The sequence below is a fragment of the Chitinophaga arvensicola genome (genome assembly GCF_900110835.1).
Taxonomy (GTDB): Bacteria; Bacteroidota; Bacteroidia; order Chitinophagales; family Chitinophagaceae; genus Chitinophaga; species Chitinophaga arvensicola.
Genome location: NZ_FOJG01000002.1, coordinates 310,554 through 326,603 on the forward strand (window position 1 = coordinate 310,554; position 16,050 = coordinate 326,603).

At 46.4% G+C, this 16,050-nt stretch carries 7 protein-coding genes; 1 reads left to right on the forward strand and 6 read right to left on the reverse strand.

From position 1 onward, the window contains the following. Positions 1–80 precede the first annotated feature (80 nt). The 5 genes from BMW79_RS18550 to BMW79_RS18570 form a co-directional block, all read right to left on the reverse strand. A complete protein-coding gene (locus BMW79_RS18550) occupies positions 81–1,280 on the reverse strand; it encodes a glycosyltransferase (protein ID WP_218150380.1) in 1,200 nt (399 codons plus the stop codon). Continuing rightward, positions 1,277–2,626 carry a flippase gene (locus BMW79_RS18555; protein ID WP_089897152.1) on the reverse strand — a complete coding sequence of 450 codons (1,350 nt, stop codon included), beginning with the start codon at positions 2,624–2,626 and terminating at the stop codon, positions 1,277–1,279. The genes BMW79_RS18550 and BMW79_RS18555 overlap by 4 nt, the downstream gene beginning before the upstream one ends. Positions 2,627–2,653: 27 nt before the next feature. After that, complete coding sequence (locus BMW79_RS18560) at positions 2,654–3,754, reverse strand: acyltransferase family protein (protein ID WP_089897153.1); 1,101 nt, start codon at positions 3,752–3,754, stop codon at positions 2,654–2,656. 15 nt (positions 3,755–3,769) lie between these two features. Next, a complete protein-coding gene (locus BMW79_RS18565) occupies positions 3,770–5,956 on the reverse strand; it encodes an exopolysaccharide transport family protein (RefSeq protein ID WP_089897154.1) in 2,187 nt (728 codons plus the stop codon). 94 nt (positions 5,957–6,050) lie between these two features. Then, on the reverse strand, positions 6,051–12,782 hold the full coding sequence (locus BMW79_RS18570) for a fibronectin type III domain-containing protein (protein WP_089897155.1): 6,732 nt from the start codon (positions 12,780–12,782) through the stop codon (positions 6,051–6,053). 461 nt (positions 12,783–13,243) lie between these two features. On the opposite strand from BMW79_RS18570, the gene BMW79_RS18580 reads away from it, so the two are divergent. Continuing rightward, positions 13,244–14,869, forward strand: coding sequence for a protein O-mannosyl-transferase family (locus BMW79_RS18580; protein WP_089897157.1), 1,626 nt, complete (start codon positions 13,244–13,246; stop codon positions 14,867–14,869). Here the strand turns inward: BMW79_RS18580 and BMW79_RS18585 are convergent. Beyond that, positions 14,861–16,048: an acyltransferase family protein gene (locus BMW79_RS18585; protein ID WP_089897158.1), complete on the reverse strand. Its 1,188-nt coding sequence runs from the start codon at positions 16,046–16,048 to the stop codon at positions 14,861–14,863. The genes BMW79_RS18580 and BMW79_RS18585 overlap by 9 nt on opposite strands. Positions 16,049–16,050: the final 2 nt, after the last annotated feature.

Genomic DNA, 16,050 nt, shown 5'->3' on the forward strand with positions numbered 1-16,050 from the left:
AGATCATCACAAACGCCACAAAAACGGTTACTATGATCTCCAGTACATTGTCGTCGCTAAACCGGTTGTTTTCCATTTTTTCAGTTATTAAGTGTATGATAGTGGCGGCTCAGTTGCAGCACACTATTGTTCCAGGTATGTGTTAAAGCAAAATCCCTGCGCTCCTTTGATGTAGCTTTCGCATCCGGATGTGCCAGTGCATTTTCAATCTCAACAATATACGCTTCTTTGTTATTACACAGATTTACGTAAGATGCAAATAGTTGCATGGTAGCGGTACTGGTGGCAACCACCGGTTTGCCCATAGCCAGGTACTCGTCAATTTTACGGGGGTAATTACCAATGGTCATATCATTCACGACCTGCGGATTGATACAGACGTCGAATGCGGCAATATAACCCGGCAATTGAGCAGGGGGCTTACTACCGGTGAAATGTATATTGGGCAGATCGTGCAAGCGGCTGTTGAGGAAACGGTCATCTTCAGGTCCTACGAGTACAATATTCCAATCTGGCCGGTTGGTAGCAATATGTTCCAGCACGGCGATATCAAGACGTGTAGAGATAAGGGCACCTACATAACCGATCAACGGTTTTTTGAGCGCAGCGATATCTTCCGGTACGCTGTTAAGTCCGTCTTCCGGTAAATTATCAAAATCACATCCCTGCCCTATATCAAAAGAAGACGGATTATGTTGCCTTCCATAATCGGCCAGCCAGGCGGAATTGGCGGCTACGAGGGTCGACTTTTGCATCAGCTTTGTTTCCAAGCGCTTGCCATGCTTTTGAAAATAAGCCTGACTGGTGAGATTGTCCCGTATATAGTAAATGCTGGCAGTAACATTGTTCAGCATTTCTGCGAGATAGAAGCCACGGAAAAAGTCGTTGTCGTTGAACAATACAATTTCCCCGAAGCCCAGTTGTGCAGTGGCTTTATTAATTTCCCGGGCAATCCGCTGATTATTGATGCGGTTGAAGAAATCAAACAATCCATTGAACGGAATCCAGTTAACTGATTCAAGAACCGTTCTGGGAGCCAGAGTCCAGAGCTGAGGAGTTACCTGCTGCAAGTCATTTATCTCGCCACGCAGGCTTTTTACGGCATTCTGCACTTTATTGTCGCCACGGGAGCGAAGCATGGAAATCCTGTCAGGGGCGCGGTTTACGTATAGCACGCGGTTATATTTGGACAATTCCAGGGCAATATTTTTACAATTACTGCCAATGGAAATATCCCAGGACTGTAGCCCGACTATGACGATATTTTTGCCACTGATCATCTTGTTTTCCATTTTAAAATAAAGCGTTGTTGAAAAACGGACAGCATATCAGGATAAAACCTGAACATATATTGGAATACACTGAACATGCTTACCTGCAATGTTCTGTATAAAATTGTCTGCGTAATAATGAGGCAGATGCCATAAGATACCATCATACCATAAGCGGTACCTACCAATCCAAATTTAGAGGTAAACAGTAAACAGATACCTACATTGAGTATAGCGGTAGTGGTCATTACCACAAAGTTGGTGCGTGGCCTGCCGATGGAGTCCATGATGGTGCCGAACTGTTTGATGAAGGGAAGGAAGAGACCATACAATACGGTGATCTGTAAGAGGGCGCTTGCTTCCACATATCCTTTACCAGCGATGATCATAATAATCTGTTTCGGAAACAGGAAGATAACCAGGCTAACAGGAACGGCAATGGCGAGAATGCTGCCCACTGCTTTCTCATAGTAAAATTTCACTTTACCAAGATTACCATCTTCCATCATCTTCGCACTTTTCGGGAAGAGGATATCACCCAATACCTGTGAAGGCACATCTATCAGGTTGGAGATCCGAAGGCACACACTGTATAATGCCACCGCAGATGTAGAGATGACCGAAGAAACGATAAACTGGTCGGTATTCCGGAAGAGGGAAGAGCTGATATTGGTACCAAAAACGTATTTGCCGAAGTGCCATAAACGGGCTGTCCAGGCCTTATCCGTACGGAAACTGAAGTACAGAAATTTCCTGGCAAAAAGGTAGGAGACCAGTACACCGGTAGCCAGACCGATATTAAAATAAATGATCAGCGCAGTCAGACTTACTTCATGATTCACCAGCAGGTGTACCACGATACAGGTAAAGGATACGCCCTGTCTGCTGAGGTAAGACCAGAACACGCCTTTGAAGTCAGCATTGGCATTCTGTATCCATTCAAACTGGGAAAAAGGAATGAGCAGTAACAGTCCTGGCAGAAACAGATACATCACATGTGACAGGCGTGGCGCCTGGAGTACATTGCTCAGCGGTGTAATAAAAGCGGCAATCAATATTCCGATAAGAACAGTGATAATCACATTCATCGTCAGCGCAGCGCTTTGTATCGCGCTGTGTTCTGTTATGTGAGAGCTGTTGATATATTTAATCACGGCATTTTTAACGAGCGACTGGCGTACAATTTCTATCAGTCCGGTATATGCCAGGAAAAGGTTCCACACGCCCATATCAGGTTTGGTCAGCGACCGGGTTAGTACCAGTACGCTGCCAATGCCGAAGAGCAACACGGCTGCTTTCTGGGCACCACTGTAAATGCCGGACTTTAACCAATAAGTATATTTCTGATCACTCATCTTTTCAGTATCGTAAACGGTTAATATTTAAATAGCTGCTGGCTTTACTTGCTTTTCTCCTGGCCGGTCGAGGCTGAATAGCCACCAGGCTCCCATTTGCATCGCTAACCGGTAAAACGTGATAGAGAGTACAATAGACGTGGTGATACATATCACCATGAGCCAGGGGAGGCTGTGCAGACCGAGTACTTTTACAAAAAATATCCGGGTGGCAGAGGCAATCAATACATGCAGCAGGTAGATGTAAAGGGAATGAAACCCTACTATTCTCAAAATACCCGCAACGTTGTAACGTTGCAGGATAAACGAAACATTATAAACAAACGCGCATCCTGTGAGGGCAATGGCGGCAAACAGCAATGGCTGGTGGTGTTCTATATAAAGATTGTCGTGCATGGCCAGATTCTTCTGCAGAAAATAATATTGTCCTGCAATAAAAAACGGCAGCAATCCAATAAACACTTTCCAGGAGCTATATACCGGCGTATATTTTTCATCCAGCAACTTTCCCCCGATGAGATCGCCCAATGCGAAGAACAGGTAAAAGTGAAAGATGTCGTATACCAGTCCGAGGTCGATATGATGCACAGATACATAATCTGAATACCAATACATCCCCACACCCAATATCAGCTGCAGTGACAACGGAAAATGCAGTTTGGCTTTTGTAAGGATATACAACACGCTTACATTAAACAGTGCCAGCAGGTACCAGAACTGATCCAGTCTTCTCGGGTAGGAGAAGATATACAGGTAGTCGGTGGCGCTGCGGTCGGCATTTACAACATTATTCATCACCAGTTGAATGGAGATCTGGATAAACGCCCAAAGTACATATGGATAGAACAGCGTGCTGAATCTTGCCTGGATTAACCGGCGTACGCCTTTTTTAGCCATGCTTTTCGCCAGGAAGGCGCCGGACAGGATAAAAAAGAGCGGCATCCGGAAGCTGTAAAAAATAATATTTGCATGATCCAGGTAGGAGAAAGTATCCTGGCTCAGTTCCGCGCGTGACAAGCCTTCAAAGACATGACGGTAGACCACCAGTATAATGGCGATGGCCCGTGCATAATCTATCCATGCTAAACGACTGCTCTGATTGGCAATGCTCACGTTTGGAAATTTCATTTATTGTTTTTGTGGTTATACATTCATGTTGTCGAACTGAACATAGTTTAATACAGCGCCCGTAAATTTCCCGTTGAGGGATTGAAGGAACTGTATAGAGTCCTTGTCAGTTTGCTTGATAGTGGATGTAGCAGAAACAATGGAGATAATAGAATCTGTATATGCTAACAGCTCTTTGGTATCGGCACGTTGATTCAACGCGGCGCCTTCCAGTAATATATAATCATACTCGTTGGCCAGATCCTTCAGATAAACGAGGAGATTATGTTCTCCCAATATTTCTGCAGGGGTATAGTCTCCACCTTCGCAGCCAATAATATCCACACCTTCAATATCGGTTGATTTGATAATTGATTTTACCGCTTCAAAATTATACCTGTTGTCAGGGAAAGCAAATGATTCCAGTGAAGGAGATGCTTCAAACTGTTGTGTTAAGGTATTGTGCGAGAAATTGGTGTCAATGAGCAGCACTTTCTTTTTGCTTAAGCTGAGACTGTGTGCCAGTGCTTTGATGATGGTACTTTTGCCTTCGCCGGGTCTGGCGCTGGTTACCAGGAATATCTTTGCATTACTGCTTTCTATTTCAAAACGCAGTTTGCGGAGATTTTCGCGGAATACTGCTTCCGGAATATTTTTCGTGTGTTCGTTGGCGAATACGGCGTTGAGTGATGATTTTTTGAGATTCACTTTGTTGATCACGCTCAGCAATTTCAGGTCGATGGCGCGTTGGAAGTGGGAAGGTGTTTTGATAGATACATCAATGTATTCCTGTACGATGACGAGTATACAGCAGAAGATGAACATACACACACCGGATAAACCGAGGATGATCAGTCTTTTGGACGGCTCCGGCTCTACTGCCGGCTGGCCATAAAGTGTCTGGCGGAAATTATCCTGTGGTGCCACTTTATTATTCATGGCGGCGTCATAACGGCCTTTGATGTTTTCGTATTCCTGCTGGGCCATGTCTACTTCTTTCTGTAAAGCAACGTTGGTGGCGCCTCTGGAGGCAGCTGCACCCACCTGGCTGTTCAGCGAGCGGATGTTTTGCTGATAGGCGGCCACATTTTGGCGGGCAGAAGAGATCTGAACTTCCAGGTCGCTTTTGCGCTGAATGAGATCTGCTTTCGACACCGTTCCGGTAGCAGGGGCGGCGCTGGCCATGCTCGACAGTTTGGCGTTGTAATCCGCTTTCAGCTTATTGTACTTGGCGTATAATTCCTGGTCGTTGGAACCTTTGTTGACATATTCGTTATAAGCGGCATTTTTCTGGTTACGCAGGTTGCTTAACTCTGCGTTGGCAGAGGTGGTGGCGCTGCTGGCCTGTGCATTGGATTTATCCATTTCCGCAATCTTGGCATTGATCTGTTGAAGCGCCATGGTTGCCACATTCAGACTGCTGTTTTCGTCTGCCAGCTTGTTTTCAAAATTGCTTATCTGACTGAGTTTGCTGGTACTTTCCAGTGATACATCGAGGCTGCCGAGTGTTTTTACCTTACCGAGTTTATCATTCAGTTCTTCTCTTTTCTGATCGGCCAGTTTAGACAATGTTTCAATAGACTGCACGTTCTGCTGTGCCCTGGAAGATTCATTGTTACGGAAAAATTCGGTGATCAGCTGGTTTACTGCATAAGCAGCCAGTTCCGGTTCAATGGAACGGTATTGAATATCTATATAGTCTGTACGTTGAACACGGCCAACATACAGTTGTTTTCTCATTGTTTCCAGGTCGTATTTGTAGACCTTCAGGGCCTCCTGTATTTTACGTTCTTCAGGATCGTAAGAACTAAGGAGTGTTTCTGTTTTGTATTTATTCTTCAGGATCTCAATCGCCTTGGGCACATTCAGATTTTTGAAGCCCGGTTCTTTTTTCTCTTCACTGGTCAGATGACGGTATGCTTTCTGAGGGTTTTCCAAATCATGGAGCATCATAGTGTAGGAGAGCATACTCAATACTTTATAGGATTGTAATGCTTCCGTTACGTTGTTGAATTTTACATCAATTTCATAAATGTTGAAATTTTCATCTTTCAGTTTTACGACATCAGTAGTGGTGAAGCCGGTAGCCATCTGGGCTACAGACTTGTATAAACGGTTTTGATTCATTGTCAGCCCAAAGGCTGCAGCAACGGCTAACAAGGTGCAGAAAAGGATAAACCATTTTCTTCGGAGTAACGACTTAAATAAATAAATGAGATCCATATTGTCGGATTCTATAAAGTATTAAAAAAATTAATTTGATAGATTCGAAAAAATCCGGTGTGCTAGACCGGATTTTTTCGAACCGGGTTATAAACTAGTTTTTGATCAGTTTGATAGTCTTCACTGCCGTACCGTTGCTGATTACCTGCAACATATAAACGCCTGCCGGCAGATTATAGCTGCTGAAATCAAGACGGAGTTGCTGTGTACCGGTGGCTACCTGCGGGAATGCTTTTCCGCTTACCAGTTGACCATCGGCTTTGTACAGTTTAAACGCAAGGTCTTTGCTGGTGCCTGTATTGTTGAGCTGCAGGATTACCTGACCCTGGAAAGGATTCGGATAAGCTGAGATCACTTCTACATTTCCTTTCAGACTTGCATTGGTGGTGTTTTTGTAAGTAACGCCTGCGGGTCTGCCCTGTATGGCCTGTAATCCGCTGGTGGTGTCTTTGGCGGTATAGCCGCTGATCACCATGGCACCGAGGTAACCGAAGGAAGAGGTAGCACCCAGGGAAACGTCTACAAACACACCGCCATTTTCATCCGGACGTACATCCGTTAAAGTTACTGTCTGGCTGATGTTGTTGGAGCAGTTCAGGGAAACGCTCTTACCATTGATCGCATAAACGGTTGTACGGTCGCCACCACCATCTCTGCTTCCGAAGAAGGTGAAAGAGTAGGACTGTGCCTGGTTCAATCCGTCGATGCGCAGTCTTGCAGCAGTACCGATATCCAGCCACCAGGTGCTTCTGATAACATTATCAGGATACACGCCGCTGTTGTTACCGGTGTTCATACCGAATGGATTTTCACCACTGAAGTTGTTGATAACGGTAACACTCAGACCAGAGTTGTTGCCTTCGTCATTCAACAGGTTGGCAAATACCTGACCGGTCATCGGAACGTTGTTGGTATTGTTCCATGGTGCTCCAGCCGGGTTATCACGGTTGAAGTTCATGAACATGGTGTAAGCGTAAGTAGCTGCATTGGTCGTATTGCTGTAATCAGAATAGATGCTGCTGGCTACTGCTCTTACTTTGTAATAGTAAGTGGTGTTTTTGTTCAGGCTATTGTCCTGGTAGGTAGTTACATTGGCGGCGGTAGTAGTCACCAGTGTGTAAGTACCATCATAGGTTAATGATCTCCATACTTCATAGCCTGTTTCATTGCTTGCTCTGTCGGTCCAGGTCAGTTTAATAGCGCTCTTGGAGATGCCAACCGCGTTGAGGTTATTTGGTGAAGTTGGTAAGCCGTTGTCGATGAATGACTGGAGTACCACTGCGCCCAGGTAACCGAAACTGGAGCCGCTGCTACGTTTGAAGGTAAATTCAATATAGCCGTTTGCATCTGGTGTAAGACCGTTGATCTGAACAGTGTTGCTGGTGTTGGAAGCAGCGTTCAGGGTTACGGTTTGTCCGCCTGCAGTGTAATCAGTGTTCCTGTTATCAGTTACACCGGATCTGCTGCCGAAGAATACCAGGTTGTATTTCTTACCTGTTGGTACATTGGTAAAGCGCAGTTTGCGGATATTGTCGGATCCTTCGTAGTACTGGGTCATCATTACTGCGTCAGGATATACGCCACTGTTGTTACCGGTTACAGCACCTAAGGTATTGGAACCCTGGATACCGTCTACCTGTACGAGGCTGATGCCGGTGTTCACACCGTTTTCATCAAGCAGGTTGCTGGTAGTTTTGCCGGCTGCCGGTGCGGTGGAAGTGTTATTCCATGGCGCTGGAGCAACAGGCGCTGATTCGTTGATGTTGATATAAACGTTGGTAATGGATTTGTCTTTCACCGATACGTTGAAGGTACGGCTTGCGCTGCCACCTTTATTATCTGTTACGGTGATAGTAATACCATTATAAGTACCAACGGCATTGTTACCAGGAGTGAGTGTCAGTACACCTGTACCGTTTCCTGTGTTGCTCAGGGTGGCGAATGCCGGTAATCCTGAAGCGGACAAGGTCAGGGTGTCTTCCGGATCATCTGTAGCAATCAGGTTCAATCTCAGGGTATCGCCCGTCTTCATCGCTACATTGCTGATAGCAGGAAGTACAGGGAGATTGTTACCGGTGGTGATCTTAACGCTGTCACTGTAACGTGCGCCGTAGCCATTAACTGCTTTCACCGCATATGCGTAGGTGGAATTCGCCTTGGCAGTGCTGTCGGTGTAAGTAATGGTGTTGGCTGCAGTTGATTTCAGCAGGGTATAGGCGCCTTTCAGTGAATCGGCACGGTATACGTCATAGCTTACTTCATTGTAAGCGAAATCTGTCCAGGTCAGTTTCACACCTTTGGTGGCCTGTGTGGCAGCAAGGTTACCTGGTTTTGCCGGAGGAGTCTGATCATCATAAGATTCGTCGATGATCATGGCGTTCAGGTAAGAATATTGAGAACCGGCACCACTTGTTAAGTCGAGTGTTACTTCACCGCTGGCGTTTGGTACAATGTTGCTCAGTGATACGGTGTTGGTCGTATTGCTTGCAGCATTCAGGGTAACAGACGCACCATTTACAGTGTACACGGAGGTACGGTTATCTGTTACACTTCCACGGCTACCGAAGAAGGTAAATTTGTATTTGTAAGCGGCGCCTGTTTTCAGACCGGTGAATTTGATGGTCTGTTTGACGGTGCTGCTCCAGTAAGCGGTGATCATTACGTTGTCTGGATATACACCGGAGTTGTTGCCGGTAGTAGCACCCAGTACGTTACTACCATTGGTCAGGTTCTGCCATGGTGTCATGATCTGGAACCCGATGGTGGTAGGTGTTAAGCTGGAATCTTTCAGATTGGAGTAGGTATCGTTCAGCGCTGGCTGTTTGGTGGTGTTGTTCCAGTAACCGCCGCTCAGTAAGGTACCATCTGTAAAGTCAATGTATACACGTTTATTAGGGTTCAGCACATTCACCACGATGTTGAATGTCTTACTGTCTGTACCACCACTACCTGAAATAGTTACGGTAACAGGATAGAAGCCTGCGTCTGCATTGGTCGGATTCACCTGGATGGTCGCTGTGTTGCTGTTAGGAACAAGCGTTGCAAAAGATGGTAATCCGCTGGCAGTCCATGTCAGTACATCTCCCTGGTTATTGTTGGTAGCGGTAATATTTACCTGGGTGCTGGAACCACCATTCAGCGTTACGTTGCTGATGTTGTTCAGTACCGGGGTGTACGTATTGGTGATTGTCAGGGTGAAGGTCTGGGTAGTAGTACCTCCGTGCTGGTCAGTTACCTTTACTTTAATGTTGGGATAAACCCCTACATCTCCGTTGGTAGGATTGAAGCTCAGCGTAGCAGTACCATTACCGTTATCAGCAAGGGTTCCGAAAGAAGGAACATTTTCGCTGGTGAAGGTCAGTACTTCTGCATCCGCATCGGTAGCAGCCATATTGATAACCAGTGGCATGCTGTAGTGGGTGGTGCGGTCGTTGAGATTCGCAGTAAATACCGGTAAGTGATTCAGCGTGGTGGTATTAGCTTCATTGCTGTAGCCGGAATTACCACCTGCATTCAATGCGCGCACCTTGTAATAATAGGTAAGGTTGGCAAAGAGGGTAGAATCTGTGTAAGTATTTACATCAGCGCCAACGGTGCCAATCAGCTTGAAGTTGCTGTTGTCTGGATTGGAGCGGTAAATTTCGAAAGTGGTTTCGTTGTTGGAATTATCATTCCAGTTCAGCGTAATCTTGTTGGTAGCTATTGCTGTGGCAACGAGATTGCTCGGTGAAACCGGAGAACCTGGGAGCGCCAGGGTGGTAGCCCTCATGTTCTTGTTGAAGAACGCAGAGTCAGGAATCAGGCGTTTGGAAATACCCGGGCCTGCATAGCTGGCAGTTAAGGTGTAGCCACCGCCGCCTTGTGCGTATCCTACCTGGAATTTATGGATGCCTGCTGTTAAATTAACAGTACCGGATCTTTCGGTAGTACCTTGCGCGAAGTTGTTGTTAACAATCTGCACGCTATCGATCAGCAGGTTACTACCATCATCAGAAGCAGTATAGAAGGTGTAGTTACCGGCTGTTGGGATATTGATGATACCCTTATAAAGGATAGCAAAATTATCTGTCCTTGTAGCTACGGAAAGCGATACCGTACTTACCAGTCCTGTTGAAGTTGGGGTAAGGCTGTTAAAGTTAGGCAGGGTACCACTTCCAGGTACGTAGTAGAATGCGTAGGCAAGTCCACCAAGGTTATCCTGGTTAAAGCCGGAACTACCATACTGGTTGATGGCCTGTATTTTATAGTAGTAAGTGGTTTGTGGTACTACTGTGGTATCTGTGAAACTGTTCGCATTGGCGCCGGTAGTATAAATGGTGTTATACACGCCGGTGGCAGTGGTAGAACGATAAATTTCAAAGCCTGTTTCGTTGGAACTGTTATCGTTCCAGGTCAGGTTGATCCGGTTGTATGCGGTTGCAGTAGCCTTGATGTTGGAAGGTGCTGCCGGCGCATTACCAGGAGAGCTGGTACCTTCTGTAAAGGCGGATGCAGGAATGGGCTGCGCAGTGGTAACACCATTGGCAGTATTCTTCCAGTAAACATTCATTGTCTGGCCTCCTCCCTGCTGGAAGAAAGTAGCGGTGAACGGATATACGCCTACTGCCAGGTTCAGGGTAGCTTCTTTGGAAACATCTCCGTGTAAACCATCGTTGTCAATGGTAGGAGTGGCAGTAGAAGAGTAAGGTACGTTGATGTAGAGGCGGCTTCCATCATCGGAGGTGATGCCGAAAGTATAGCTACCGGCAACGGTGATGTTGATGAAGCCCTGCCAGATGATACCGTAGTTTACATCAGCAGTCCTTACAGTCAGATCTACAGCAGGTGTGATACCGGATGCAACAGCGGTAAGGGCGTCGAAGTTAGGCAATACGCTGAAAGTACCGTTTACTACTTTGTAGTTGAGTCCTTTCAGGATCGCCTGTGTATTGGCCTGATTGCTGGCTGGAGAAACGTTGCCGGCCAGGTCACGGGCTTTTACAAAAAACGTATACACATTACCTTTAGTAAGGTTGTAGGCAGTGTAGGTAGTTTGTGTACCTGCCACTACGTATGATTTGACACCATTAATATAGATATCGTATTTGTCTACGCCTACATCATCTGTAGCAGCATCCCATGCCAGGCTTACGTAGTTGGAGGAAGTACCGGTAATACGTAAGTTTGGAGGTGAAGTAGGAGGCACGTTGTCTACCAGGGTCTTCGCGCTGGCCTGGTTGCTCACGGCAGCGGCGCCATTGTTGTTAACTGCCCTTACTATATAATAATAAGTGGTGTTGGCATTTAAACCATTGTCTACATAGGTTACTGCACCTGCAGCAGTGATAGCTACTAAAACGTAGCCACTTCCGCTGGTGGTAGAACGGTAAATTTCATATCCTGTTTCTGGGTAAGGTGCGTTTGGATTTCTTGTCCAATCAACTTCCAGTTGTGTTTTTGATAATGGTAATGCGGTAACGCCGGCAGCTGCTGCAGGTGCGTTGGCGCCGGTAGCACTGATCACGTTAAAAGGAGCAGAGAACGAGCTGGCGCAACCATACTGTTCCATTACTTTTACAACATAACCACCAGGAGTGCTGGCCTGGTATGAATTGGCATTACCAATTTGGGTGGCGGTATCGCTTGTTTTTCTCCAGGAATAAGTGGCAAAGGTAGGAGGTACCTGTAAGGTAACACTGGTTTTGCCTTCCGGAGTAGGGATAACGATACTCTGTAATCCGGGAATGGTAATGGTCGGAGATACTGTTGGTGTTTTTATTTTGATCACTACGGGAGCAGGGGAGTAGGGAGACCAGTCTGCGCCTGTTTTGATTCTTGCATCATAACTGCCGATAGTGGTCACCGCAAGCGTGTTGGAGGTGGCTCCAGGTATTACTACGCCGTCTTTACGCCATTCGTAGCCATCAAAACCGGCGGTGAGGCCGAGCGTAACGTTAATCGGATCATCCGGACAGAACTCAGTTCTGCCGGTGAGTGGCCATGGATTGGCTTTGTGGGCTCTCAGCAGGAAAGGGTAGAAATCCGGTTCTGCCCAGGCAGCGTCCCAGCAACCGTGACCTATGTTAGGATATACGGTTACCTTAATATTACCGCCGGCAGCTAAGATGGCATCCTGCACATTCTTGGTGGTGCCGGGATCCGGATTGGTATCCTGTCCGCCCTGGAATTGCCAGATAGGCGTCCACTTATAAGTCTGAATATCATTTTTGAATAATGTAGAAGCCGCACTGATAGGCAGTGAGGCAGCAACCTGTTTAGGGTATCTTATCATGTATTCCCAGGCGGAGGCTCCTCCACCGGACAATCCATTTACTAAAATTCGATAAGGGTCAACGTTGTTCTGAGGGATGAGATAATTGTTGATCAGTGCATTGATGTTGTCGTATTGCGGATTACCAAAGAACCCGCTCTGATTCTGGGGATATAACAGGAAACCGTCGAAGCTTCCGTTATCCACTTTGGCGGCCATGACGTCACCACCGTGATACAACTGAAACTCATTGTCATAAATGGTTCCTTTTTCTCCTACGCCATGGAAGAACACCAGCAAGGGATACTTTTTGGTGCCGCCGGGAACGTAGCTTTTGGGGAATTTCAGACGGAAAGCCATTCCGTTGTAGTAGTAGGCCTTGTAAGAACTGGTATTCCAGTTCAGTCGGGATGTTTTCACCCATACGACCAGATTGTTCCATGGAGGGGTAACGGGTACGGAATCCGCCCTGTATTCCCTCACCGGATCAGTAGGATTCATGGCACCTGTTTGTGCCCACGAGTGGCCCATGCTGACGAACAGCAAAATTAAAAGTAGGTGGTAGAATTTTTTCATAAATATATTATTGGACAACCTTAAAGAATTAATGTTTCAGGCTAAAACAATCATTGGCGGCTGCAGACAATGCAAAGGCACAACAACTGCTGTAGCAGTGATTCAAGGAAATGGCCAATAAAAATTTCACGTTTCAGGGGCAATTCTCTTTCACAAGAGCAAATGAACCTGGTGGTTCTTGATAGGAATGGAAAAATCAGTTAGTGTATTGCCGCGGTTTTCTTCTGCTCATCACTGTATCCAAAATATACGTGGCATAATAGGACGCAATTTATAAATATTTAATTTCAGATAAAGGAATATTTTGTCAACTGCTGAAAATAAGGGGTAAAGGGTCGATTTTTTAAGATAATCGCCACCCCGGTATATTCCGTTCAGTCTTAATCGATTTTTAATTTCCTTTATATTTTTATTTTTGTAGATTGCGTCGATTATATCCCCCCTAATACCCAACGATTTTCATGTTTGTAGCTAGTCAACCGATGCAGTCAGAGACCCGGACAAAGAATGTTCAGCAACGTGGTACTTATTATTATTATCTTTTTGCCTTCCTGGCACTAATGGCATTTTTTCTCTTAACTTATCCCGATAACAGGAGTGAAAATGACGATGGGTTTTCTTATGCCGCTGCGGTCCGCTTCGGTAGCTGGACCTCTCTTTTTGAGCCACGGTACCTGATGTTTCTTCCTTTTTCCAGGTCGGTGTTTCTGTTAGTGCAAAATTTTGGCGGCACTTTCTCAGATCCTTATCTTGTCATGTGCTATGTAAGTTCCGTTTGTGCGGCACTAACACTGCTCATGGTGTACCGTTTTATGCGCAAGGTGCTGGAACTGAGTGTGATCAATAGTATCTGGGGAGGTATTATTTTGCTTTGCTGCTACAGCTTCTGGCGCTATGCAGTAGAGGCGGAGGTTTATAGCATCTCCAACCTGCTTTGCATCACCGTATTGTATTTGCTGATGCGGACAAATAGTTCCAGGTTACTTCGTATTGCGGGTGCCGGTATTCTGGGGGGAATTGCCGTGCTGCTGTATAAACCTAACGTAATTCCGCTGTTCTTCTGCTTTCCTCTATTATTTGTGCTGGGGAGACGTTTTAAGGCCATGTTCCTGTACGGTGGTGCAGGCGTCATCACGGTACTGGCAGGATATTACCTGGTTTTTTCACTGGTGCATCCTCCCGCAGACAGCTTTACCGAGTTCCTGACCCGTGGAGCCAGCTATTCTCCCGGATCTCCGCTGATGTCCGTATTTGTATTGGGAAGCGACGTGGCCGCCACTAACTTTCTGTATGGTATTCCAGGGGTGAGAACGTTTATCGCACAACATTTCCCTACACATGTTATCTCTGAAGAAATTTATGCCGCATCAAGACATGGGAGAGGCAATTATATTCCATTGGCAACCTGTATCGCGCTCCTCGGCGTTATTGGCTGGATCATTGTCCGGTACCGGAAGCATATTGGTTTCAGCCGTCAGAAACCGGTAGTAGTGGTGCTGATCATCTGGCCGGTGATGTATGCTGCTATGCTGTTATTCCTGGATCCCACCTCACCGGAACCCTGGATGATGCTCGTGATGCCACTGGTTATTTTTGTAGCGTACTGGACACGTTTTTTATTCGGGAGCCGGCAAACGGGTATCGTCTGGCTGCTGGCGGGCTTGCTGCTGGTGCATAACTGGCTGGGTGGCTACCGGATTATTGCGGATGAAAAAGGCGATTATATTGCGCATAATGTTGGCTGGCTCAAAACAAATGCAAAAGAAAACGACCTGGTAGTATCTCTTAGTGCGAGTACTACACTGGCCTATATAGATTATTATACGCCTGCCACGATCACGGCGCCGGAACAGAACATGGACAGAAGTATTATGCTCATGAACGAGGCCATAAAGGAACAACGGAAAATATATTTTATGGATGATATGCTGCACCCGGATCCGGCAATCATATACAGGAATAAAGCCGCCTGCGACCGGGTCGCCTCCTTTGTGGAACGCTACCGGTCCTACCTGGTACTGGTAAATCCGGCCGACGAAAAACAGGGGAAAGTATACGAGTTCACCTATAAAGGGGCGTTACAATAACGCCCCTGCCGTAATTTTGTCTGTTTTTTTGCCTGGGCGCTCCCGCACCCCATGCAGCATTTTCCCGATAAAAGTGTACCGCACAAACCACTGATAGGTAAGCAGTGTAATGGCATTGGTCAGTATAAGTACCAGCCAGAATCGCGCCCATCCCGGAATACCTGAGTGCAGGAATAAGATCTGTAACCCCGCAATCCAGCACATATGAAAGAGGTACATCCAGTAAGAGGCGTCGGAAATATATTTCAAGGTGTGGTTCTGCCGGTTCAGGTAAGACAAAAAGAATCCCATCGCTCCAAATACAAGAAAAACAGTCTGAAAGGCCGTCAGCGTTTGTTGCACCTGCAATCCGTAAGGACGCGTGGACATATTGCCGGGATTTACCCATACGCAATAATACACCGCAGCAGTCAGCATAAAACCTGTACCCAGGTACCACCAGGTTTGTTTTCTGATATCGTCTAAAGTACCCGCATGCCGGTGTAACTGAAAACCGGCCAGGAAAAATAACCCGTAAAAACCGAAAATAACGGGGTGGGGGATGATGCCCGTGTACACCCCTATTGATGGCGTCTCAAAAAATAATACCTGTACCAACGCGATCAGCAGCGCGGTAAGCAACACCTGCCAGAAAGAACCGAAATTAACGCGGAATTTTGCCGGTAAAGGTATTCTCATCAGCACCATCATAAAAGCGTAATAAAAGAGCAGGTAATACAGAAACCAGAGATGCGCCATGCCGTTCCAGCGCAGCAGCTGATGAAAAAGCAGCGTCCATGCAGCAGATACCGTATGGGATTCCAATATGAATATACGGTAATACAGGAAGGGGAACATCGACAGGGGAAGTATGAACACCAGGCTGAAGATAAAGGGCACTCCTATACGCTTAAACCGGTGCCGGATAAAAGCGGGTTCACCTATTTTCAGACAGAGCATACGGGCAAAAAAGCCCGCTACTACGTAGAATAACGGCATCCTGAAGGAATGTATAAATTCGTATACACCTTCCAGTATCCAGCTGTGATAGGCGTTATCCACCGGCCAGCCAGGTTCTGGCGATATCTTATAGGCGATAGCCGCATGTAGCACAATACCCAGCAGCATAGCAATAGCACGTAGCGCATCCAGGCCGTAAATACGGCTGGAAGAAGATGCAGAAGTGTTTTCTGATGGCATAT